The sequence below is a fragment of the Pseudomonas entomophila genome (genome assembly GCF_029478665.1).
Lineage (GTDB): Bacteria > Pseudomonadota > Gammaproteobacteria > Pseudomonadales > Pseudomonadaceae > Aquipseudomonas > Aquipseudomonas entomophila_F.
This window is the reverse complement of record NZ_JARPQB010000053.1, coordinates 1-21,796: the sequence shown is the minus strand read 5'-3', so window position 1 is coordinate 21,796 and position 21,796 is coordinate 1. Positions and strand designations below refer to the sequence as shown.

16 protein-coding genes are annotated in these 21,796 nt (G+C 66.0%); 7 read left to right on the top strand and 9 right to left on the bottom strand.

What is annotated here, in order from left to right; translation table 11 throughout:
* The first annotated feature begins 324 nt into the window (after positions 1-324).
* The 4 genes from P5705_RS22135 (at position 325) to P5705_RS22120 (ending at position 7,066) form a co-directional block, all read left to right on the top strand.
* Positions 325-1,977 carry a VRR-NUC domain-containing protein gene (locus P5705_RS22135; RefSeq protein ID WP_277463000.1) on the top strand — a complete coding sequence of 551 codons (1,653 nt, stop codon included), beginning with the start codon at positions 325-327 and terminating at the stop codon, positions 1,975-1,977.
* Positions 1,974-4,229, top strand: coding sequence for an ATP-dependent DNA helicase (locus tag P5705_RS22130; protein WP_277462999.1), 2,256 nt, complete (start codon positions 1,974-1,976; stop codon positions 4,227-4,229). The genes P5705_RS22135 and P5705_RS22130 overlap by 4 nt, the downstream gene beginning before the upstream one ends.
* Before the next feature lie 78 nt (positions 4,230-4,307).
* Positions 4,308-5,945, top strand: coding sequence for a phosphoglucomutase (alpha-D-glucose-1,6-bisphosphate-dependent) (gene pgm / locus P5705_RS22125; protein ID WP_277462998.1), 1,638 nt, complete (start codon positions 4,308-4,310; stop codon positions 5,943-5,945).
* Positions 5,946-6,178: 233 nt separating this feature from the next.
* Complete coding sequence (locus P5705_RS22120; RefSeq protein ID WP_277462997.1) at positions 6,179-7,066, top strand: pirin family protein; 888 nt, start codon at positions 6,179-6,181, stop codon at positions 7,064-7,066.
* Positions 7,067-7,194: 128 nt separating this feature from the next.
* Here the strand turns inward: P5705_RS22120 and P5705_RS22115 are convergent, their stop codons facing one another.
* Together P5705_RS22115 and P5705_RS22110 are read right to left on the bottom strand one after the other, a co-directional pair.
* Positions 7,195-7,611 (bottom strand): RidA family protein, encoded by a 417-nt coding sequence (locus P5705_RS22115; protein ID WP_277462996.1) that lies wholly within the window; start codon positions 7,609-7,611, stop codon positions 7,195-7,197.
* Positions 7,611-8,927, bottom strand: coding sequence for a flavin-containing monooxygenase (locus P5705_RS22110; RefSeq protein ID WP_277462995.1), 1,317 nt, complete (start codon positions 8,925-8,927; stop codon positions 7,611-7,613). The genes P5705_RS22115 and P5705_RS22110 overlap by 1 nt, the downstream gene beginning before the upstream one ends.
* A 403-nt stretch (positions 8,928-9,330) precedes the next feature.
* Here P5705_RS22110 and P5705_RS22105 point away from each other — a divergent pair, with 403 nt between their 5' ends.
* Both P5705_RS22105 and argE read left to right on the top strand, forming a co-directional pair.
* Positions 9,331-10,008 carry a DUF1028 domain-containing protein gene (locus tag P5705_RS22105; RefSeq protein WP_277462994.1) on the top strand — a complete coding sequence of 226 codons (678 nt, stop codon included), beginning with the start codon at positions 9,331-9,333 and terminating at the stop codon, positions 10,006-10,008.
* A complete protein-coding gene (gene argE, locus P5705_RS22100) occupies positions 10,001-11,161 on the top strand; it encodes an acetylornithine deacetylase (RefSeq protein WP_277462993.1) in 1,161 nt (386 codons plus the stop codon). Before P5705_RS22105 ends, argE begins: the two co-directional genes overlap by 8 nt.
* A gap of 165 nt (positions 11,162-11,326) precedes the next feature.
* On the opposite strand, the gene P5705_RS22095 is transcribed toward argE, so the two are convergent.
* A complete protein-coding gene (locus P5705_RS22095) occupies positions 11,327-11,656 on the bottom strand; it encodes a hypothetical protein (RefSeq protein ID WP_277462992.1) in 330 nt (109 codons plus the stop codon).
* A gap of 185 nt (positions 11,657-11,841) precedes the next feature.
* On the opposite strand from P5705_RS22095, the gene P5705_RS22090 reads away from it, so the two are divergent.
* Positions 11,842-12,591 (top strand): FadR/GntR family transcriptional regulator, encoded by a 750-nt coding sequence (locus tag P5705_RS22090; protein WP_277462991.1) that lies wholly within the window; start codon positions 11,842-11,844, stop codon positions 12,589-12,591.
* Between the two features lie 87 nt (positions 12,592-12,678).
* Here the strand turns inward: P5705_RS22090 and P5705_RS22085 are convergent, their stop codons facing one another.
* The 6 genes from P5705_RS22085 to P5705_RS22060 all read right to left on the bottom strand — a co-directional run bounded on the left by P5705_RS22085 (position 12,679) and on the right by P5705_RS22060 (position 21,563).
* A complete protein-coding gene (locus tag P5705_RS22085) occupies positions 12,679-14,259 on the bottom strand; it encodes an aldehyde dehydrogenase (NADP(+)) (RefSeq protein WP_277462989.1) in 1,581 nt (526 codons plus the stop codon).
* A gap of 144 nt (positions 14,260-14,403) precedes the next feature.
* Positions 14,404-15,957: a galactarate dehydratase gene (garD, locus tag P5705_RS22080; protein WP_277463012.1), complete on the bottom strand. Its 1,554-nt coding sequence runs from the start codon at positions 15,955-15,957 to the stop codon at positions 14,404-14,406.
* 76 nt (positions 15,958-16,033) lie between these two features.
* Complete coding sequence (locus tag P5705_RS22075; protein WP_277462988.1) at positions 16,034-17,383, bottom strand: MFS transporter; 1,350 nt, start codon at positions 17,381-17,383, stop codon at positions 16,034-16,036.
* A gap of 111 nt (positions 17,384-17,494) precedes the next feature.
* The gene (gene kdgD, locus P5705_RS22070) at positions 17,495-18,412 is read right to left on the bottom strand and encodes a 5-dehydro-4-deoxyglucarate dehydratase (RefSeq protein ID WP_277462987.1); all 918 of its coding nucleotides are present in this window, start codon (positions 18,410-18,412) and stop codon (positions 17,495-17,497) included.
* A gap of 379 nt (positions 18,413-18,791) precedes the next feature.
* Positions 18,792-19,601 (bottom strand): gamma-glutamyl-gamma-aminobutyrate hydrolase family protein, encoded by an 810-nt coding sequence (locus P5705_RS22065; RefSeq protein ID WP_277462985.1) that lies wholly within the window; start codon positions 19,599-19,601, stop codon positions 18,792-18,794.
* A 321-nt stretch (positions 19,602-19,922) separates the two neighbouring features.
* A complete protein-coding gene (locus P5705_RS22060) occupies positions 19,923-21,563 on the bottom strand; it encodes a hypothetical protein (protein WP_277462984.1) in 1,641 nt (546 codons plus the stop codon).
* Positions 21,564-21,796: the final 233 nt, after the last annotated feature.

Sequence of the window (21,796 nt, the reverse complement as noted above, 5' to 3'; positions counted from 1 at the left end):
TGAAAAAACTACGCTTGGAGCCGAACTCAATAGTGCGAGAGGTCTGGCGAGCGCTGCCTGTTGGATCATCCTGGTTCCTTGCTCGCGCTAGCCTCCTTGCGCATTCCCCTCATAGCTCAGGCACCGCTTATCGGACGTTTGTTTGTGTGCCCGGGTTTACGTCTCGGAACAAAGGCGTGGAGGCCTGCGGGCTACTCAGTGCATTTCAATTTTTTGTAGAAGAATTTCTAACTTCTGATGACCGACGATGTGATCACAGGCACTTGCCCCCAGGGCGGATCTGTATGTATAACCAGTGTCCGCCCTCAGTGTTCACCCCGCCCCATGATCGCCCATTCCGTCGACGAGCCCTTTTATTACCTGCACAATTTCTGTCAGGTGTTGAGCTGGGTCGAGCAGCGTTACGCCGACTTGCTCGACAACGGTGAGCGTCATTTCATCCAGGCTTTCTCCGGCCTGCCCATGCCGGCCCAAGCCTTGCTGGTGCGCATGGTGATGCGCAAGGGCGAGCTGTTTCGCAGCGACAAGCTCGCGTACGCCGAAATCGGCGATAGCGACGCGGCATTGGCTCCCCTGCTGGCATTGGGCTGGGTGGCCGATGACACGCCGCTGACGGTCGAGCAGTTGTGGGCACTGCTGCGCAAGGAGGAGGTGGTGCAGTGCTTCGCTGGCCAGCTTGCCCGGCCGCGGGCGGGCAAGGCCGATCTGTTGGCCCAGTTGCAAGCGCTCGCGCTTGAGCCAAGACCGCTGCGTGAATGGTTCCCGTCGTTCCCTGCACGCATTCTGCATTGGCGGCTACAGCCCCTGTGCGATCGGCTACGCCTGCTGTTCTTTGGCAACCTCCATCAGGACTGGTCGGACTTCGTGCTGGCTGACCTTGGTGTGTTCCGTTATGAGCACGTCAGCTTCAGTGACGACTCGCGGGCCTTGCGCCAGCGTGCGGATGTCGACCTGGCCATGGCCCTGCACCAGTGTGCTGAACGGCTGGAGCAGGGCGAGCCGCCCGCTGGACTGCTGGCCACCCTGGACGGGCTGGACAGCGCCAACCCCTGGCTTGTCCGGCGCCGCGCACGGTTGTTGTTCAGCCTGGGCCAGCACAGCGAGCGCCTGGCCGATTGGGACCTGGCCCTGCGCATCTACCAGGCATGTGAACACCCTGAGGCACGTATTCGCCAGGTACGGGTGTTCGAACGCAGCGAGCAGTGGCCGCAGGCCCATGCGCTGGCCATGCGCATGGCCGAGGCGCCGGCCAATGCCCTGGAGCGGCAGGCGCTCGAGCGTATGTTGCCGCGCCTGGCACGCAAGCTGGGTGGGCCGCTGCAGGGGCGTCGGCGCACGGGCAATGTCGAGCTGATCGAACTGGAGTTGCCGGCTGAGCTGGCGATGCACGGCGTGGAGGAAGCGGTGCGCCTGCACCTGGAGCAACAGGGGAGCGTTGCGCATTACGTCGAGAACACCCTGTTCAACAGCCTGTTCGGTCTGCTCTGCTGGGAGGCGATCTTCGCCCCGGTGCCAGGTGCGTTCTTCCATCCTTTCCAGACTGGGCCGCAGGACTTGCACGACAGCGATTTTCAGGCGCGACGCGCGTCGCTGTTCGAGCGTTGCCTGGGCCGGCTTGAAGATGGCAGCTACCTTGAGGCGATTCGCGCCTGTTTCACGGCCAAGCACGGGCTGCAGTCGCCGTTCGTATTCTGGCAGATGCTCGATGAGGGCCTGCTCGAAGACGCCTTGGCCTGCCTGGCGCCTCAGCACCTGAAAGCCTGCTTCGCGCGGTTGTTGCAGGACATCCGTAACAACCGCGCCGGCATGCCCGACCTGATCCAGTTCTGGCCCGAGCAAGGGCGTTACCGCATGGTCGAGGTCAAGGGGCCGGGTGACCGTCTGCAGGACAACCAGCTACGTTGGCTCGACTTCTGCCAGGCACATGGCTTGCCAGTGGTGGTGTGCCACGTGCGCTGGAAGGCCGAGCAGGCATGAGTTACACCGTCGCCGTGCGCGCCCTGTGCGAGTTCAGCGCCAAGGTCGGCGACCTGGACCTGCGCTTCACCCCTTCGCCCACGGCGCAGGAGGGCATCGCCGGCCATCGCCGGGTGGTGGCAAGGCGTGGCGCGGACTATGAGGCAGAAATCGCCCTTGAAGGCGAATACCTGGGGTTGCGCGTGCGTGGCCGCGCCGACGGCTACGACCCTGCGCGCAATCGCCTGGAAGAGATCAAGACCCACCGCGGCGACCTGGCAAGGCAACCGGCCAACCACCGCCAACTGCACTGGGCGCAGGCCAAGGTCTACGCCTGGTTGCTGTGCCAGGCGCGGGAGTTGCCGGAGATCGACGTCGCGTTGGTTTACCTGGACGTGGACAGCGACGACCAGACGGTGATCAGCGAGCGCCATATGGCCGACGACCTGCGGCGCTTCTTTGAGGTGCAGTGCCAGCGATTCCTGGCCTGGGCCCGGCAACAGGAGCAGCGCCTGGGCGAACGCGACCATGGCTTGAGCGCGTTGAGCTTTCCGTACCCCGAATTCCGCCAAGGGCAACGCCAGCTGGCTGAAACCCTGTACAAGGCGGTAAGCACTGGCCGCTGCCTGATGGCCCAGGCCAGCACGGGCATCGGCAAGACCCTTGGGACGTTGTTTCCGTTGCTCAAGGCCGTGGTGCCGCAGCAACTGGACAAGCTTTACTTCCTCACCGCCAAGACCCCCGGCCGCGCCCTGGCCCTGGACGCGCTGCGGCAAATCACCCGGGCCACGCCGCAACCCGCCCTGCGCACCCTGGAGCTGATCGCGCGCGACAAGGCCTGCGAGCACCCCGACAGGGCCTGCCATGGCGAATCCTGCCCGCTGGCCCAGGGGTTCTATGATCGTCTGCCTGCCGCCCGCGAGGCCGCCGCGCAAGTGCCCGTGCTCGACCGCGCCAGCCTGCGCCAAGTGGCGCTGACGCATCAGGTCTGCCCCTATTACCTGGGCCAGGAGATGGCGCGCTGGGTCGACCTGGTGGTGGCCGACTACAACTATTACTTCGATGCCCACGCCATGCTGTTCGGGCTGGCCCAGACCAATCAATGGCGTACGGCGGTCTTGGTGGACGAGGCACACAACCTGGTCGAGCGGGGGCGGCAGATGTACAGCGCCAGCCTCGACCAGGGCCAGTTGCAGGCCCTGCGCCAGAGCAAGCCTGCAGGGCTGGGCAGCGCCCTGGACCGGCTCAACCGCCAGTGGAACGCGCTGTACAAGCAGCAGGTCGCGCCCTATCAGGCGTCCGAGCAGTTGCCGGAAGCCTTCGTACAGGCACTGCAACGTTGCATCGGGTTGATCCAGGAACGCATGAACGAAGCACCGGCCGAGGTCGAGCCCAAGGTGCTGGAGTTCTTCTTCCAGGCATTGCAGTTCAGTCGCATCGCCGAGCTGTTCGATGAGCATTTTGTCTTCGATATCAGCCAGCGCAATGTCGCGCGCGGGCGTCGCCTGGCCACGCTGTGCCTGCGCAACGTGGTGCCGGCGCGGCTGCTGGGGCCGCGAATGAGCGCGGCGCGTAGCGTCACGCTGTTTTCCGCCACGCTCAATCCACGCCGTTTTTATACAGATCTGCTGGGCATGCCCGCCGACACCGCCTGGCTGGAGGTCGCCGCACCGTTTCGCGCCGAGCAGTTGGAGGTGCGCATCGTCAGTGAGGTGTCCACACGCTTCCAGCAGCGCCAGGCGTCGCTGGCGCCGATCGTCGAGCTGATTGCCGGGCAGTTTCAGCGCCAGCCCGGCAATTACCTGGCGTTCTTCAGCAGCTTCGAGTACCTGGAGCAGGTGGCACGGTTGCTGGCCGAGCGCTATCCGTCCCTGACCCAGTGGCGGCAGGCCCCGGGCATGGATGAGGCGGGTCGCGAGGCGTTTCTCGCACGTTTCGTGGCGGACGGGCAGGGCGTGGGTTTCGCCGTGCTGGGTGGTGCGTTCGGCGAAGGCGTGGACCTGCCGGGTACGCGCCTGATCGGCGCGTTCGTCGCCACCCTGGGGCTGCCCCAGGTCAACCCGGTCAACGAGCAGTTCAAGCAGCGCCTGGGCCGGCAGTTCGGCGCGGGTTTCGACTATGCCTACCTCTACCCGGGTGTGCGCAAGGTGATCCAGGCCGCCGGTCGGGTGATCCGTGGCGACCAGGACCGTGGCGTGCTGCTGTTGATCGATGAACGCTTCGCCGAACCGCGGGTGCGGCAGATGTTTCCCGACTGGTGGCAATGCAGGTGATCGCCCCCATCGCCTGGCGATGAAACTCTCAGTACACTGCGCGTTCCAACCCAACATTCGTTGATTTCGAGGTTTTGCATGACGCTCAGTTCCTTGGCAGGCAAGCCGGCTCCGGCCAGCGTGCTGGTCGATATTCCCCGCCTGGTGACCGCTTACTACACCGGCCACCCCGACGCCGCCGTGGCCGCCCAGCGCGTGGCCTTCGGTACCTCGGGCCACCGCGGCACCTCGTTCGAGCTGAGCTTCAACGAAGACCACGTGCTGGCGATCACCCAGGCCATCTGCCTGTATCGCCAGGAGAAGGGCATCGACGGCCCGCTGTTCATCGGCGCCGACACCCACGCCTTGTCCGCTCCGGCCGCGGCCAGCGCCCTGGAAGTGCTGGCGGCCAACGGCGTGCAGGTGATGCTGAGCAAGGATGACGAGTACACGCCCACCCCAGCGGTGTCCCACGCCATCCTCTGCTACAACCGTGGCCGCCAGCAGGGCCTGGCCGACGGCATCGTCATCACCCCGTCGCACAACCCGCCACAAAGCGGCGGTTTCAAGTACAACCCGCCCAATGGCGGCCCGGCCGACAGCGATGTCACCAAGTGGATCGAAGGCAAGGCCAACGAACTGCTGGCCGCGGGCCTGGCGGGCGTCAAGCGCATGGACCACAAGCAGGCGCTGATGGCCCCGACCACTCAACGTCACGACTATGTGAGCCACTACGTGGCTGACCTGGAGAACGTCATCGACTTCGACGTGATCCGCGGCGCCAAGCTGCGCCTGGGCGTCGACCCGCTGGGCGGGGCAGGGGTGCGCTATTGGTCGGCGATCGCCGAGCACTACCAGCTGGACCTGGAAGTGGTGAACACCGAGGTCGACCCGACCTTCCGCTTCATGACCGTCGACTGGGACGGCCAGATCCGCATGGACCCGTCCTCGCCTTACGCCATGCAGGGCCTGATCGGCCTGCGCGAGCGCTTCGACGTGGCCTTCGCCTGCGACCCGGACCACGACCGCCACGGCATCGTCACCCCCGATGGCCTGCTGCAACCGAACAACTACCTGGCCGTGGCCATCGACTATCTGTACCGCCACCGCCCGCAATGGCGCAAAGACGCGGCTGTGGGCAAGACCGTGGTGTCCAGCGGCCTGATCGACCGCGTCACCGCCGCGCTGGGCCGCGACCTGTACGAAGTGCCGGTGGGCTTCAAGTTCTTCGCCCAAGGCCTGTTCGACGGCTCGCTGGGCTTTGGTGGCGAAGAGAGCGCCGGCGCCTCGTTCCTGCGCAAGGACGGCTCGGTCTGGGCCACCGACAAGGATGGCCTGATCCCGGCCCTGCTGGCCGCCGAGATGACCGCCCGCACCGGTCGCAACCCAAGCCAGATCTACGCTGACCTCACCAGCAAGCTGGGCAAGCCGTACGCCACCCGTGTCGAAGCCAAGGCCGACGCACGGCAGAAGGCGTTGCTGAGCAAGCTGGCGCCTGAGCAGGTCAAGTCCACCGAACTGGCCGGCGAGCCGATCACCCAGATCCTCAGCCATGCGCCGGGCAACAACCAGGCCATCGGCGGCCTCAAGGTGATGACCGAGAACGGCTGGTTCGCCGCGCGGCCATCGGGCACCGAAGACATCTACAAGATCTACGCCGAGAGCTTCATCGACGAAGTGCACCTCAAGCGTCTGGTCGAGGAAGCCCAGGTGCTGGTGGATGCGGCGATCGCCTGATCGTCCCATCCACCGCGTTTCATCAGCTCGATGCGGTCCCTGTAGGAGCGGCTTCAGCCGCGAACACCGGCGCAGCCGGTGCCAGGCACCGCGTCGCCTGATTCGCGGCTGAAGCCGCTCCTACAGGATCATATGATTGTTCCATCAGTGGAACGATCCATGCCATTCAAGCTATCTACCGATCAATTAGCCTCATCTGTAAGGTGCTTCCCATCCACGAGAGGAGGCTTCTCATGAAAAACATCCAAGGCATCCACCGCAGCCCCCACGCCCATTGGGTGGGCGACGGCTTCCCGGTGCGCAGCCTGTTCACCTACGACCACCTGGCCCGGCACATCAGCCCGTTCCTGCTGCTGGACTACGCCGGCCCCCACGACTTCACTCCCACCGACGCCCGTCGTGGCGTCGGCCAGCACCCGCACCGGGGCTTCGAAACGGTGACCATCGTCTACCAAGGCGAACTGGAGCACCGCGACTCCACCGGCGCTGGTGGCCTGATCGGCCCGGGCGACGTGCAGTGGATGACCGCAGCGGGCGGCATCATCCACGAGGAGTTCCATTCGCCCGCCTTTGCCCGCAGCGGTGGCACCCTGGAAATGGTCCAGCTGTGGGTCAACCTGCCGGCCAAGGACAAGCGTGCCGCGGCTGGCTACCAAACCCTGCTGGCCAGCGATATCCCGGTGGTGACGCTGGAAGGCGAGGCGGGCAGCCTGCGGGTGATTGCCGGGCGTTATGCGGATCACCGGGGGCCAGCCCGGACCTTCACCGAAATGGATGTGTGGGATATCCGCCTGAAGGCCGGCGCGATACTGGACCTGCCGGTCGCGGCAGGGCGCAATGCGGCGCTGGTGGTGCTGCGCGGCAACCTGCGGGTCAATGGCCAGCGTGAAGCCGGCCCGGCCAGCCTGGTGCTGTTCGACCGCGAGGGCGAGTCAATGCGGGTCGAGGCGCTGGAGGATGTCAGCGTGCTGCTGCTCAGTGGCGAACCGATCGATGAGCCCATCGTCGGCTACGGGCCGTTCGTGATGAACAGCCAGGCGGAGATCGCCGAGTCGTTCGATGATTTCCAGGCTGGGCGGTTTGGGCAGGTGGGCGGCGTCGAGCAGGCCACCCGGGTTTAGCCTTTCAGGTCCTTGGGGCTGCCATGCAGCCCTTTCGCGGCACAAGGCCGCTCCTACAGGATTACGCGATCCTTCTGTAGGAGCGGCCTTGTGCCGCGAAAGGGGCGCAAAGCGCCCCCAAGGCGCTGTCACTGCGCGTCTGGCACCACCGCAATCACATCGATCTCCATCAGCCACTCAGCCTGGGCCAACCCCGCCACCACCAGCCCGGTGGAAATCGGGAACACCCCCTTCAGCCACTTGCCCACCTCCATGTAAACCGGCTCGCGAAAGCGCGGGTCGGTGATGTAGGTGGTGGTCTTGACGATGTGCGACAGGTCGGAGCCGGCCTCTTCGAGCAACTGCTTGACGTTCTTCATCGCCTGCTCGGCCTGGGCCCGAGGATCGCCCAAGCCCACCAGCCGCCCCTCGAAGTCGGTGCCGACCTGGCCGCGCACGTAGATGGTGTTGCCGGCCCGCACGGCCTGGCACAGGTCGTTGTCCAGGGTCTGGTTGGGGTAGGTCGCCTTGGTGTTGAACATGCGGATGCGAGTGTGGGTAGGCATCAGTGGGCTCCGAAAGTGCTGACATTGCTGATCGAGGGTTGCTGTTCATCCGCCGCGCGTTGCTCGCGGTCGCGATAAGCCAGGTAGGTGCGTTGGGTGGCGATGTGCCCGGCGACATGCTTGGCGTCGTGCCACACGCCCCAGATGAACGACGAGCCGCGGCGCGACAGCCAGGGCAGGCCGAGGAAGTACACGCCGGGCTCTTTCGACACGCCGCGCTGGTGCTGGGGCTTGCCGTTGGCGTCGAAGGCATCGACCTGCAGCCAGCTGAAGTCGACGCCGTAGCCGGTGGCCCAGATGATCGAAGTGACGTTGGCCTGCGCCAGGTCCAGTTCCAGCAACGGGTTGCTGACGCAGTCCGGGTCGGGCAGGCGCCTGCGGGCCTCGGGCTCTTCCGGCAGGTCCAGGCCGTTGCGCTCGATGTAGGCGTCGGCGGCGTCCAGCAGGGCCAGGTAGTTCTCGTCGCCGCGGTTGATGTTGTCGGCCAGGTTGTCCTGGAAACGCGCAACACCACCTTCGAACGACTGGGTCAGGCCGACCAGGGTCATGCCCTGGTGGGCGAGGGCGCGGAAGTCCACGGTGTGGCCGCCGCGGGCGCCGGACACGGCGATGGTCACGTGTTCGCGGCCGGGCTTGGCAATTTCGGCATCCCACTCGCCCAGCACGCCCAGCCACCAGCAGAAATCACGGTTGCGGTAGCTGCGTGGCGGGCGGTCGTGGGCGCCAACCGACAGGTAGACCTGGCGCCCGGCACGCATCAGTTCCTCGGCGATCTGCACGCCGGAGGAGCCCGCGCCAACCACCAGCACCGCGCCGTCGGGCAGTTGCTGCGGGTTGAAGTAGGCGGCGGAGTGGATCTGGTGCAGGCGTTCGTCCTGCGGTGCGATGGCCGGGATCACCGGGCGCTGGAACGGGCCGGTGGCGGCCACCACGCGGTTGGCGCGGATCACGCCCTGGTTGGTCTCGATGGTGAAGCCAGGGCGGTCGGCGTTGCGCACCACCTGTTTCACCTCGACGCCGGTGCGCACCGGCAGGTTGTACTTGCGCACGTATTGCTCGAAGTAGTCGGCGACCTGGTCCTTGCCGGCGAAGGCGTCGGCGTCGAGGTCGAATTCCAGGCCCGGGAAGCGGTCGTGCCAGACCGGGCCGTTGGCCACCAGCGAGTCCCAGCGGCCGGTGCGCCAGGCTTCGGCGATGCGCTTGCGCTCCAGCACCAGGTGCGGCACGCCGAGCTTGCTCAGGTGTTCGCTCATGGCCACGCCGGCCTGGCCGGCGCCGACCACGAGGGTGTCGATTTCGATGTTGTTCAGTGTCATGTCCCAGCCCTTCTTCAGCGGCGTTCTTGTTCAGGTCGGTGGGGACCGCCTTTGCCTGGGGCCAGACTAGGGATGGGGGAGAGATCGCGAAAATAGTATTTAGCTGGGGCTTGCCGATAAATTGGCGAAGGCTCCACGGGGATGCGCATCCCCCCTGTAGGAGCGGCCTTCAGCCGCGAAAGGGCCGCAAGGCGGCCCCGGCGATCGTTGCCCAACCTGAAATCCTGGGGCTGCTGCGCAGCCCTTTCGCGGCTGAAGGCCGCTCCTGCAGGGGGCGCGCAAGGCCAGGGAGTCTCCTTGCATCAGCACATAGTTTTTTCCTGCCCTGTGCCGAGGAAAATGTTGGTTTCGCAGCACCCGAGGCCCGCCGAGAATGCCGGTAACTCAAAACAGGAGCTGCACCATGACCTTCTCCATCATTGGCCGCTGCGCGGAAACCGGCCAGGTCGGCATCGCCATCAGTTCGTCCAGCATCGCCGTCGGTGCCCGTTGCCCCTGGGTTCGCGCTGGCGTCGGCGCGGTCGCCACCCAGAACATCACCTTGCCGGCACTTGGCCCGCAGATCCTCGACGCGCTGGAGCAGGGCCAACTGCCACCCGCTGCGGCGCTGGACCGGGTGCTCAGCGCCAATGGCTGGAGCGAGTATCGCCAGGTCACGGTGATCGACAGCCAGGGCCAAGTGGCCTTGTTCACCGGCAAGGAGGCGCTGGGCGTGCACAACGCGGTGGCGGGCGAACAGTGCGCCGCGGCAGGCAACCTGCTGTCGTCGCGCGCGGTGATCGAGGCGATGGTCGCGGCCTTCGAACACGCCGCTGGCCACCTGGCCGACCGCCTGCTGGCGGCCATGCATGCGGCGATGGCGGCCGGTGGCGAGGCGGGACCGGTGCATTCGGCTGCATTGAAGATCGCCGGCGAGCTGACCTGGCCGCTGGTGGACCTACGCGTGGACTGGCACGAGCAAGACCCGATCGGCGCCCTCGACAACCTGTGGCAGGCCTACCGCCCGCAGATGCAGGACTATGTGACCCGCGCGCTCAACCCGACCGCCGCGCCCAGCTATGGGGTGCCGGGCGATGAGTGAGTTCTCCAGCCAAGCGCTGCTGGCGCGGTTGGTGGGCTTCGCCACGGTCAGCCGCGACTCCAACCTGGCGCTCATCAGCTTCATCAAGGACTACCTGGCCGGCCTTGGCGTGGAAAGCGAGTTGTTCCATAACGTCGAAGGCACCAAGGCCAACCTGTTCGCCACGCTCGGCCCTCGCGATCGGGGCGGCGTGGTGCTGTCGGGGCACACCGATGTGGTGCCGGTCGACGGGCAGGCCTGGGCCTATGACCCCTTTCAGCTGACCGAGCACGATGGCCGCCTTTACGGGCGGGGCACTGCCGACATGAAGGGTTTCATCGCTTCGGTGCTGGCGGCCGTGCCGGCGTTTCTCGCGCAGCCGCTGCGCCTTCCCGTGCATCTGGCGTTCTCCTACGACGAGGAGGTCGGCTGCCTGGGCGTGCGCTCGTTGCTCGCCGCGTTGGCGCAACGGCCGAACAAGCCGACCCTGTGCCTGATCGGCGAGCCGACCGAGCTCAAGCCGGTGCTCGGCCACAAGGGCAAGCTGGCCATGCGCTGCCAGGTGCATGGCGCGGCCTGTCATTCGGCTTACGCGCCCTACGGGGTCAATGCCATCGAGTATGCGGCGAGGCTGATCGGCAAGCTTGGCGAGATCGGCGAGGGACTGGCCTTGCCAGACCACCGGGACCCGCGCTTCGATCCACCCTTTTCCACGGTGCAGACCGGCGTCATCAAAGGGGGCCGGGCGCTGAACATTGTGCCGGAAGAATGCGAGTTCGACTTCGAGGTGCGTGCCTTGCCAGGTTTCGAGGCGCAGACGGTCGCGGACCAGTTACAGACCTACGCCGAGGCTGAACTGCTGCCGCGCATGCGTGCGGTGAATGGTGCCAGTGACATCCGCCTGCAACCCCTGAGCGCCTATCCAGGGCTGGCCACGCCGGCCGACAGCGAGGCGGCGCAACTGGTAGCGCTGCTCAGTGGTTCGAGTGAGTTCGGCACCGTGGCATTCGGTACCGAGGGTGGGCTGTTCGAGCAGGCCGGCATCCCCACGGTAGTTTGCGGGCCGGGGAGCATGGACCAGGGGCACAAGCCGGACGAGTTCGTCAGTGTGGAGCAGTTGCAGGGGTGTGATGCGATGCTGCTGCGATTGCGGGATTACCTGGCGGCTGTGTAAGGAGCTGGAGCGTCTGGGGAGGCCAGAGGCTCCGCTGAAAGTAAAACATCAGATTAGATATTTAAATTATTGTTTTTATTGAATTTATAGACTTATAGAGTGGTTTCGATGGTTTGTGCTAAACGACATGATGAAAGCATTTTAAATATTTGAAAAATAACAAAATTATCTCTTGGCGACGGCATGCTGCACGCATTGCTCGTAGTACGTCTGCTTGATCGCCCCGGGCTTGAGCTGCGACCGGCTGTTGTAGGTTTGCTCGGTGATGCCGAAGGCAGTCATGCGCATCCAGGGTTTATCGAACTTGCGCACCTGCAGGCGCTTGCGGGTGGCATACAGCGTGACCCCGGAGAGCTTGGCCTGCTGCGCCTCGGCGGCGATCTGCGAGCCCCAGCCGCACACTTGACGCTCGTTTTGGCTCAGCGCCCGGGCCTGTGCGGCGCAGGCGGTGGTAGCCAGCAGGCAGCCGACCACGGTTGCTAGAAATACTCGCATGTTGCTGTCCTAAGCATCTGAAGGAGAACGGAGTTTGCCGTCACTTCAGCGGCGCGGGGGCCAGCAAAATGCCGTCAGGTAGCGGGGTATGGCTCAAGCGCCATGAAAACCCTGGCGGATGTATGTGATCGTACAACTGCTTGCGGTATCATCCTGCCTGTCTTTCACAACCAGATGCACAGGGCATGACAGAGCAGCAGGTACAGGCACGGACCCGGCGCAAGCCGCGCAGTCTGGCCCAGGAACTGGTCACGGTGCTGACCGAGCGCATTCGCAGTGGCCAACTCAAGCGCGGCGACAAGCTGCCCACCGAGTCGCAGATCATGGCCGAGGAAGGCGTCAGCCGCACCGTGGTGCGCGAGGCCATCTCGCGGCTGCAGGCGGCCGGCCAGGTCGAGACCCGCCATGGTATCGGCACCTTCGTGCTGGACGCGCCGAGCACCAGTGGTTTCCGTATCGATCCGGCGACCATCGTCACCCTGCGTGAGGTGCTGGCGGTGCTGGAGCTGCGCATCGCCCTGGAGATCGAATCGGCGGGGTTGGCGGCACAGCGGCGCAGCGACGAGGAACTGGCCGGCATGCGCGCCGTGCTGGATGAGCTCAACGAAGGGGCCGCCCATGCCTCGGACGCGGTCTCGGCGGATTTCCAGTTCCACCTGCGGATCGCCCAGGCCAGCGGCAACCATTACTTCGCCGACATCCTCAACCATCTAGGGACCAGCATCATCCCGCGTACGCGGTTGAATTCGGCGCGCCTGGCCCATGACGACCAGGCCCATTACATGGGGCGGCTGATGCACGAGCACGAGGCCATCTACGAGGCGATCGCCCGGCGTGACAGCGAGGGGGCGAAAATGGCCATGCGCCTGCACCTGAGCAATAGCCGCGAGCGGTTGCGCCAGGCCCATGAGGCAGCCGAGGCGCAGGGCCGCTAAGCCCGACGCCAAACCCTGTAGGAGCCAGCCTTGCTGGCGAACAGGCTCGACGCCATTCGCCAGCAAGGCTGGCTCCTACCTGGACGATCAGATCGCCCCGTCGCTCCACTGCCCATTCACCAGGCGGCGCAGCCCCAGCGGATTACTGTCACGCAGGGCTTCCGGCAACAACGCCTGCGGATAGTTCTGGTAGCACACCGGCCGCAGGAAACGGTCGATGGCCAAGGTCCCAACCGACGTGCCCCGGGCATCGGAGGTCGCAGGATACGGCCCGCCATGGACCATGGCGTCACACACTTCCACCCCGGTTGGGTAGCCGTTGACCAGGATCCGCCCGACCTTCTCCTCCAGCAACGGCACCAGCCAGGCGAAGGCCTCGAAGTCCTCCGGTTCACCGATCAGTGTGGCGGTCAGTTGGCCGCGCAGGCCAAGCAGGGCGTCACGCAATTGCTGGTCGTCCTGCACGGCGACAGCCACGGTGGCCGGGCCGAACACTTCTTCCTGCAACAACGGGTCGGATTCCACCAGCAGGCGTGCGTCAGCCTGGAACAACTGGGCCCGGGCCTGGCCGCCTGCCTGGGCCTGACCGGCCAGATGGCGAATACCGGGATGGGCTTGCAGGTGGCCCAACCCGCCAACGTAGCTGCGCAGACCACCCGCGTTGAGCAGGGTCTGGCCAGGCTGCGCGCCGAGGTGCTGGCCCAGCTCGGCGAGCAATTGGCCGAACTGCGGCGATTGCAGCCCGATGACCATGCCGGGATTGGTGCAGAACTGCCCGGCCCCCAGGCATACGGAACCGGCCAGCTCACGGGCGATGGCCTCACCGCGCTTGGCCAGGGCGCCGGGCAGGACGATCACCGGGTTGATGCTGGACATCTCGGCGAATACCGGGATTGGCTGTGGACGCTCGGCGGCCATGCGGCACAGGGCGTCGCCGCCCTTGAGCGAGCCGGTGAAACCGACTGCCTGGATAGCCGGGTGCTTGACCAGCCACTCGCCGACACCGCCACCGAAGACCATGTTGAACACGCCCTTGGGCATGCCGGTGCGTTCGGCCGCGCGCAGGATGGCGCAGGCCACCAGGTCGGCGGTGGCCATGTGGCCGCTGTGGGCCTTGAACACCACCGGGCAGCCGGCGGCCAGCGCTGCGGCGGTGTCACCGCCGGCGGTGGAGAAGGCCAGCGGGAAGTTGCTGGCACCGAACACAGCGACAGGGCCGACGCCGATGCGCATCTGGCGGATATCCACCCGTGGCAGGGGCTGGCGCTGGGGTTGGGCCAGGTCGATGCGTGCACCGAGGTAGTCGCCACGGCGCAGCACCTGGGCGAACAGGCGCATCTGCCCGCTGGTGCGGCCGCGCTCGCCCTGGATGCGCGCGGCGGGCAGGGCGGTTTCGCGGCAGACGATGGCGACGAAGGTGTCGTCCAGTTCGTCCAGCTCGGCGGCGATGGCTTCGAGGAACTCGGCGCGCCGCAGGGGTGGTAACTGGCGGAACTCGGCGAAGGCAGTGGCTGCGGCGCGGGCTGCCTGGTCGACCTCACCTTCGGTGGCCTGGACGAAGCTGCAGGGCAGGGCCTCGCCGGTGGTGGCATCCAGGCTCTGCAGGCGTTGGGCGCCGGCGGCGCTGCGCTGGCCGGCGATGAAATTGTGGCCGAGGATCTCGGGCATGGGGGCTCCTTTTAAGTAAGAAGTGTGACGGCGAGCCGACCCTGTAGGAGCGGGTTTACCCGCGAACACCAGCGAAGCGGGTGCCAGACAACGCGGTGTCTGTCTCGCGGGTGAACCCGCTCCTACAGGGTTCGAGGTGCGCTTTCAGGTGATGGGGGCGGGGTTGAACAGGGTGATGTCGTTGTGCAGCCCGTGCTTTTCCGCCCAGGTCTGCCGGCGGCCGCTGGCGACGTCCAGGTAGTAGTGGAACAGCTCCCAGCCCAGCTCTTCGAGGGTCGCTCGGCCAGTGGCGATGCGCCCGGCGTCGATGTCGATCAGGTCGGGCCAGCGCTGTGCCAGTTCGCTGCGGGTGCACACCTTGACCACCGGTGCCATGGCCAGGCCGTAGGGGGTGCCACGGCCGGTGGTGAATACATGCAGGTTCATCCCGGCCGCCAGCTGCAGAGTGCCGCAGACGAAGTCGCTGGCCGGCGTGGCGCAGAACACCAGGCCCTTGCGGGTGACCCGCTCGCCAGGGCCGAGCACGCCCTGGATGGCGCCACTGCCGGACTTGACGATCGAACCGAGGGCTTTCTCGACGATGTTCGACAAACCGCCTTTCTTGTTGCCCGGCGTGGTGTTGGCGCTACGGTCGGCCGCGCCCTGCTGCAGGTAGCGGTCATACCAGTCCATCTCGCGCACCAGCGCTTCGGCCACTTCCGGGGTTTCGGCGCGGGAGGTGAGCATGTAGATGGCGTCGCGCACTTCGGTGACTTCCGAGAACAGCACCGTGGCCCCGGCGCGCACCAGCAGGTCGGCGGCATAGCCCAGCGCCGGGTTGGCAGTGATGCCGGAGAATGCGTCGCTGCCGCCGCACTGCATGCCGAGGATCAGCTCGCTGGCCGGCACGGTCTCGCGGCGACGCTGGTCGAGCTTCTTCAGGCGGGTCTCGGCCAGGGCCATGATCTGCTCGATCATCTCGGTGAAGCCGAGGGAGGCATCCTGCAGGCGATATAGCCAGGGTTCGCTGAGGTCCACGGAAGGGTCGTCGTCGTGCATCACCTGGCCGGCCTGGAGTTTTTCGCAGCCCAGGCTGATCACCAGGGCCTCGCCACCGAGGTTGGGATTGCGCGCCAGGTTGCGCACGGTGCGGATCGGGATGTAGGCGTCGCGGGCGTTGATCGCCACGCCACAGCCGTAGCTGTGGGTTAGGGCGACCACGTCGTCGACGTTGGGGTACTTGGGCAGCAGTTCGGCGCGGATGCGTTTTACCGCATGGTCGAGCACCCCGGTCACGCATTGCACGGTGGTGGTGATGCCTAGGATGTTGCGGGTGCCGACGGTGCCATCCTTATTGCGGTAGCCCTCGAAGGTGAAACCCGCCAATGGCGGCAGGGCCGCCGGCACGGCATCGCAACGGGGCAGGCTGTCCAGCGCCGGCGCGGCCGGCATGCGCAGCTGGTCCTCCTTCACCCAGCTGCCCTGGCGCAGGTCTTCCAGGGCGTAGCCGATGACCTGCCCGTAGCGGCGCACCGCTTCGCCCTGGCGGATGTCGACGGTGGCCACCTTGTGGCTCTGCGGCACGCCTTCGACCAGGGTCAGGCCGTCGGCGAAGCGCGCGCCTTCGCCCAGGCCGCCGTCGTTGACCACCACCACGACGTTATCGTCGGCGTGCAGGCGGACGTAGCGGGGCGACTCGGAATGTTCGATCAACTGCATGGTCAGGCCCTTCTTGTCATTCATTCAGGCTTCGTTCTGCCGCCAGCCCCGGGGTGAAGGCGCTGGCGTGGTTCGCTTATGGGCGTGCCAGCTCAGCGCCGGGCGCAGGTTGGTCCTTTGGGGGCTGTTCGAGCTCGATGCGCTTGATCGGGCCGACGATCACCAGGTAGCTGAACACCGCCACCAGGGCGTTGGCGCCCACGTACACCAGGGCCCACTTGAACGAGCCGGTGGCGCTGATGATGTAGCCGATGACGATGGGGGTGGTGATCGAGGCGATGTTGCCGAAGGTGTTGAACAGCCCGCCTGACAGCCCGGCGATCTGCTTGGGCGAGGTGTCGGCGACCACCGCCCAGCCCAGCGCGCCGATGCCCTTGCCGAAGAACGCCAGGGTCATGAAACCGACCACCATCCACTCGGCGTCGACGTAGTTGCAGAACACCATGGTGGTCGACAGCAACAGGCCGCAGACGATCGGCAGCTTGCGCGAGAAGGTCAGCGAGTGGCCACGGCGCAGCAGCCAGTCCGAGATCACCCCGCCGAGCACGCCGCCGATGAAGCCGCACACCGCCGGCAGCGAGGCGATGAAGCCGGCCTTGAGGATGGTCATGCCGCGTTCCTGCACCAGGTACACCGGGAACCAGGTCAGGAAGAAGTAGGTGATGGCGTTGATGCAGTACTGGCCCAGGTAAACGCCCAGCAGCATGCGGCTGGTCAGCAGTTGCTTGATGTAGCCCCATTTCGGGCCGTCGTTGCCGCGCTTCTGGTCCATGTCCACCAGGCCACCGTTGTGCTCGATGTGTTCGAGCTCGGCCTGGCTGATGCGGGGGTGCTGGCGAGGGTTGTGGATGGTCTTGAGCCAGACCATCGAGAACACGATGCCCAGCGCGCCCATGACGACGAACACGTGCTCCCAGCCGAAGGTGAACACGATCCAGCCCATGATCGGCGCGAACAGCGCCGTGGCGAAGTACTGCGCCGAGTTGAAGATCGCCGAGGCGGTGCCGCGTTCCTGGGTGGGGAACCAGGCCGCGACGATGCGGGCGTTGCCGGGGAACGACGGCGCTTCGGCGAAACCGACCAGGAAGCGCAGGGTGAACAGGGTCACCACCGCCCAGGCCACTGGCAGGCCACCGACAAAGCCCTGCAGCAGGGTGAACAGCGACCAGGTGAAGATGCTGAAGGCGTAGACGTTCTTCGAGCCGAAGCGGTCGAGCAGCCAGCCGCCGGGGATCTGCCCGGCCACATAGGCCCAACCGAAGGCGGAGAAGATGTAGCCGAGGGTGACCGCGTCGATGCCCAGGTCTTTCTGCAGGCTGGAGCCGGCGATGGCGATGGTGGCGCGGTCGGCGTAGTTGATGGTGGTCACCAGGAACAGCATCAACAGAATCAGGTAGCGCACATGCGTCTTTTTCGTCGCTTGCATGCTGTGTACTCCCACTAGTTATTTTTGTGCGGGCTTGTAGTCGTCATTTGCGCCAAGGCAGGGCGCGAGGGCCGGGGCGATCAGCGGGTGGGCGGGGCGCCCCGGACCTGGTTACAGGGTTTGCGGGCCCATCTTGTCCATCAGCGCGGCGAGCATTTCGTATTCCTGCGCGGTCAGGTCGGTCAGCGGCGTGCGCACGGGGCCGGCGTCGTAGCCGGCGATCCTGGCCCCGGCCTTGACGATGCTCACGGCGTAACCGGCCTTGCGGTTGCGGATGTCCAGGTACGGCAGGAAGAAGTCGTCGATCAGCTTGGCCACGGTGGCGTGATCGTCGCGGGCGATGGCGTGGTAGAAGTCCATCGCTGTCTTCGGCACGAAGTTGAACACCGCCGAGGAGTACACCGGCACGCCCAGGGCCTTGTATGCCGCAGCATACACCTCGGCGGTGGGCAGGCCACCCAGGTAGCTGAAGCGCTCGCCCAGGCGGCGACGAATCGACACCATCAGCTCGATGTCGCCCAGGCCGTCCTTGTAGCCGATCAGGTTCGGGCAGCGTTCGGCCAACTGTTCCAGCAGGTCGGCGTTCAGGCGGCAGACGTTGCGGTTGTACACCACCACGCCGATGTTGACTGCCTTGCACACCGCCTCGACATGGGCGGCAACGCCGTCCTGGCTGGCTTCGGTCAAGTAGTGGGGCAGCAGCAGCAGGCCCTTGGCCCCCAGGCGCTCGGCCTCCTTGGCGTATTCGATGGCCTGGCGGGTCGAGCCGCCCACACCGGCAAGGATCGGCACCGACGTGGCGCAGGTGTCGACCGCCGTCTTGATCACCTGGCTGTATTCGCTGGCGGCCAGGGAGAAGAACTCGCCGGTGCCGCCGGCGGCGAACAGGGCGCTGGCGCCGTAGGGGGCAAGCCATTCCAGGCGCTTGACGTAGCCGGCCGGGTTGAAGTCGCCCTGGGCGTCGAAGTCGGTGACGGGGAACGACAGCAGGCCGTGGGAGAGGATGGATTGCAGTTCTTGTGGGGTCATTGTTGTAGGCATCCTGTGGCGCTTGGAAAAGGAGGGAGAACCAAGGTGAGAGGTAAGTTATCGTACAACTAGAGAGATGACTAGACCCTGGGCGCAGATTTTTTTGGCACGCGGGACGGGGTGATCCCATCGCGGATGAATCCGCTCCTACGGGATCGCGTAGGAGCGGATTCATCCGCGATGGGGCCAATGCAGACGCGATGACCTCTTCGAGTCATCGTATCTCTTGACGGGAGGGGAGGGAAAAAAGATCGCGGAGACAGGCACAAGCCCGCCGCCCGCTTCCACGGGATGTGTTCTGGGACCAGCAGAGGGTGACCGGGGAAACGGGGGCGACCTTGCGCCGCCCCGCGATCAAAGCTAACGAAGCTTCGGTGGATCAGGCAGCCTGGTGGTGCTTGACCTGGGCCTTGCGAACCTGCGCGCGGCAGGCGTCGCCGAAGGCCTGGAACATCTTGATCGAATCAGGGTTCTTCGCCGCCTGCCATTCAGGGTGCCACTGCACCGCGAACAGGAAGGGCGAGAGCGTCGGCGCGTGAATGGCCTCGACCAGGCCGTCCTCGGCGTGGGCGATCGGCTCGATGCCGGCACCCAGGTTGCGCAGGCCCTGGCCATGCAACGAGTTGACGCGGATCTCGTCGGTGCCCAGGGTGTCGCGCAACCAGCTGCCTGGCTTGATCTTCACGCCATGGACCGCCGCGTACTGGACCTCGACCGGGTCTTCCGGGTTTTCCCGGTGGTCGTTGAAGCCTGGCTCGGCGTAGACCTTCTGGTAGATATCGCCACCCAGGGCCACGTTGATTTCCTGCATGCCACGGCAGATGCCGAAGATCGGCAGGCCGCGCTTGATCGCCGCCTTGACCAGCGGGATGTCGAACAGGTCGCGGTTCTGGTCCTGGCCCTTGCCGGGGGTCTGGTTGTCCTGGCCGTAGAGGGCGGGGTCGATGTTGCTGCCCGCGCCGGTCAGGTATACGCCGTCGGCCATGTCCAGGTAGGTGTCGAGATCCTCGGTACCGCAGCAGGTGGGCACCAGGACCGGGACGCAACCGGCGAATTCGACCAGCGGAGTGATGTATTTGTGGGTCATGACCTGGTAGTCATGGCCTTTGCGCTCTTGGCTGCCCATGGTCATCAGGACGACGGGTTTGCGCAGGGAGGGTTGCTTGTTGCCAATGTTGCTGTTGGACATATGTCACCTTGAGACAGGTCATGCCTGTCGTTGTTGTGCAGGCGCACGGCCGGGGCCATGGGTGCAGCCTGTAGCCCCGAGCACTGCCGGCTCACCTGGGGCGATGCCGGTCGGGGCATGACTCATAGCTTGCCAGAGCCGTTCGATATGTCAAACGAGTGGCAGGGGGCTCAGGCACCGAATTTCGGGGGCTGGAGGGCGTCGAGGCCTTTGGTGACAAGGGTTTGACGGGGGTTGAAGTCAATAATACTTAACGACGCAGTTGGTTCATTGCACGGCTGCAATGAAGCCTGCCCGCCGTTGCGGCGGGCAGGTGCGCGATCAGTCGTCGAGGCGCTCGAGCACGCCGAAGCCATAGCCGCCCAGCAGGTCTGCGCGGATGCGCTCGCCCAGCGGTTGCACGTGGTTCTGCAGCGGTGCCAGCCAGTCGATGGCATGGCTGGCCAGGCGTGCGCTCAGCGTCAGGCTGTCGCCGCCCTGTTGTGGCAAGGCCGTGGCCGCCACGCTGGGCTTGCCGGCCAGCCACGGCAGGCTGCCCAACAGCAGCGTGTACAGCACCAGCAGCTTGACGTAGAGCCCCAGCGGCAGCGGTTGCACCAGGCGCACCAGGTAGGTCAGCGCCCTGAACAGGTGCACGGTCAGGCCGCAGAGGGCCAGCAGCAGGGCCAAGGCGGGGGTGACCAGGTCACGGTAGCTGTCGCGGCCGAGCGTCGACAGGTCGTCCGGCGCCGCCACCCGCTGCTTCATCAGCTCGCGGGCATCGTGTTGCAGCGCTGGCTGGTAGGCCATGCGCGCGAAGGCGTCCTGGGTGAGGTAGGCATACAACGTGATGCCGGGCGGCAGGCTCAGGGCCTGGCGCCATTGTGCCTGGACTGCCGCCACGGCGAGGAACTCCGGGCGGCCCAGCCCGGGTTCGATCCAGCCGGCATCGATGCGTTCCTGGATCAGCTCGGCGTACTGGTTGCGCGCCTCGCGGCGCACCTGGCGGGCCACTGCCTTGTTGAAACCGACGCGGTCCTCGGGTTGCCAGAGGTCGTTGACCGGAACGCCCATCTGCTCGCGCAGCACATGGCGTACAGGCTGCCATTCACTTACCGGCAGGTTCCACGGGTTGTAGTTGCGCCCGCGCTTGGTCAGCAGGCGCTGGTAGTCGGTCCAGGCCTGGCCCTGGCGCTGGAGGATCGCCATGCGGCTGGTGGCGCCATAGTAGAACAGGCTGGCGCGCCGGTACTGGCGGTAGTTGTCTTCCAGCTTGGCGGTGGCCGCGCGGTAGTTGTCGTAGTTGCGTGCCAGGCCGCCGCGCTGGCGGTCGGCGAGCTGCTCGAAGAAGGCTTGCGGCGCCAGGCCCTGGACGGCGGGCAGCGGGGTGATGGCCGGCAGGCGCAGGGCCAGTTCGGCCAGGCGCAGCTTGCCTTCGGGGCTGCGCAACTCGGCCGCGGTGGCGCTTTGGCCGTCCAGGCGCAGGTCATGGTTGAGCATCTGGTTGAGCAGCGGGATGCCGAACGCCGCCTGGGCCTCTTGCTGCGGGCTGGCGCGCTCGACCAGCGCATCGACCAGCAGGCGCTGGGCGTGGTAGCCCAGGTATACGCTGGTGCCGCAGATGATCAGCGCCCACAGCAGCGTGCGGCCGAAGCCCCAGGCCTGGCGCATGCTCTTGCGCAGCAGGCAGCTGAGCACCAGCAGGCCGACCGACGCGGCGGTCAGCCATTGGCCGTGCACGGCGAGCTGTTGCAGCCGGGTGTGGTAGGCCAGGGTGCCGACCACGTCGGTCAGGCGTGCGCAGAAGGCGAGGGTGACCAGCAGGTAGGCCAGGGTCGGCAGCAGCATCACCTGTGCCAGGCGGCGTTGCTGGTCGCGGGTCAGCGGCAGGTTGCCGCCCCACAGGGCCAGGGCCAGGCGTTGCAGGGGCGAGCGTTCATGGCTGGCGGGGTAAGCCGAGCGGCGTAGCAGGGCGCCGATCATCGGGCGTTACCTGATGAAGGGGCGAGACAGGCAGAGGCAAGGCTGACCGAAGAGGTCGCAGGGGTGTTCACGCGCGGCGTTCCTTGTCGAGGCAATGGTGCGTCCAGGGTTGCCGCGCGATAGTAGCATGCTGATGGCGGATACGCGCCGCTGTGGGCGACTGCTTCGCGGGTAAACCCGCTTCCACCCCCGACCGCACCAACCTCAAGCCTTGCGCTACCCCTGTAGGAGCG

What these genes read in the sequence shown, in the direction of transcription:
- P5705_RS22135 (WP_277463000.1), top strand. Translation starts at nt 325, where the DNA reads ATGATCGCCCATTCCGTCGACGAGCCCTTTTATTACCTGCACAATTTC.
- P5705_RS22130 (WP_277462999.1), top strand. Translation starts at nt 1,974, where the DNA reads ATGAGTTACACCGTCGCCGTGCGCGCCCTGTGCGAGTTCAGCGCCAAG.
- pgm (WP_277462998.1), top strand. Translation starts at nt 4,308, where the DNA reads ATGACGCTCAGTTCCTTGGCAGGCAAGCCGGCTCCGGCCAGCGTGCTG.
- P5705_RS22120 (WP_277462997.1), top strand. Translation starts at nt 6,179, where the DNA reads ATGAAAAACATCCAAGGCATCCACCGCAGCCCCCACGCCCATTGGGTG.
- P5705_RS22115 (WP_277462996.1), bottom strand. Translation starts at nt 7,611, where the DNA reads ATGCCTACCCACACTCGCATCCGCATGTTCAACACCAAGGCGACCTAC.
- P5705_RS22110 (WP_277462995.1), bottom strand. Translation starts at nt 8,927, where the DNA reads ATGACACTGAACAACATCGAAATCGACACCCTCGTGGTCGGCGCCGGC.
- P5705_RS22105 (WP_277462994.1), top strand. Translation starts at nt 9,331, where the DNA reads ATGACCTTCTCCATCATTGGCCGCTGCGCGGAAACCGGCCAGGTCGGC.
- argE (WP_277462993.1), top strand. Translation starts at nt 10,001, where the DNA reads ATGAGTGAGTTCTCCAGCCAAGCGCTGCTGGCGCGGTTGGTGGGCTTC.
- P5705_RS22095 (WP_277462992.1), bottom strand. Translation starts at nt 11,656, where the DNA reads ATGCGAGTATTTCTAGCAACCGTGGTCGGCTGCCTGCTGGCTACCACC.
- P5705_RS22090 (WP_277462991.1), top strand. Translation starts at nt 11,842, where the DNA reads ATGACAGAGCAGCAGGTACAGGCACGGACCCGGCGCAAGCCGCGCAGT.
- P5705_RS22085 (WP_277462989.1), bottom strand. Translation starts at nt 14,259, where the DNA reads ATGCCCGAGATCCTCGGCCACAATTTCATCGCCGGCCAGCGCAGCGCC.
- garD (WP_277463012.1), bottom strand. Translation starts at nt 15,957, where the DNA reads ATGCAGTTGATCGAACATTCCGAGTCGCCCCGCTACGTCCGCCTGCAC.
- P5705_RS22075 (WP_277462988.1), bottom strand. Translation starts at nt 17,383, where the DNA reads ATGCAAGCGACGAAAAAGACGCATGTGCGCTACCTGATTCTGTTGATG.
- kdgD (WP_277462987.1), bottom strand. Translation starts at nt 18,412, where the DNA reads ATGACCCCACAAGAACTGCAATCCATCCTCTCCCACGGCCTGCTGTCG.
- P5705_RS22065 (WP_277462985.1), bottom strand. Translation starts at nt 19,601, where the DNA reads ATGTCCAACAGCAACATTGGCAACAAGCAACCCTCCCTGCGCAAACCC.
- P5705_RS22060 (WP_277462984.1), bottom strand. Translation starts at nt 21,563, where the DNA reads ATGATCGGCGCCCTGCTACGCCGCTCGGCTTACCCCGCCAGCCATGAA.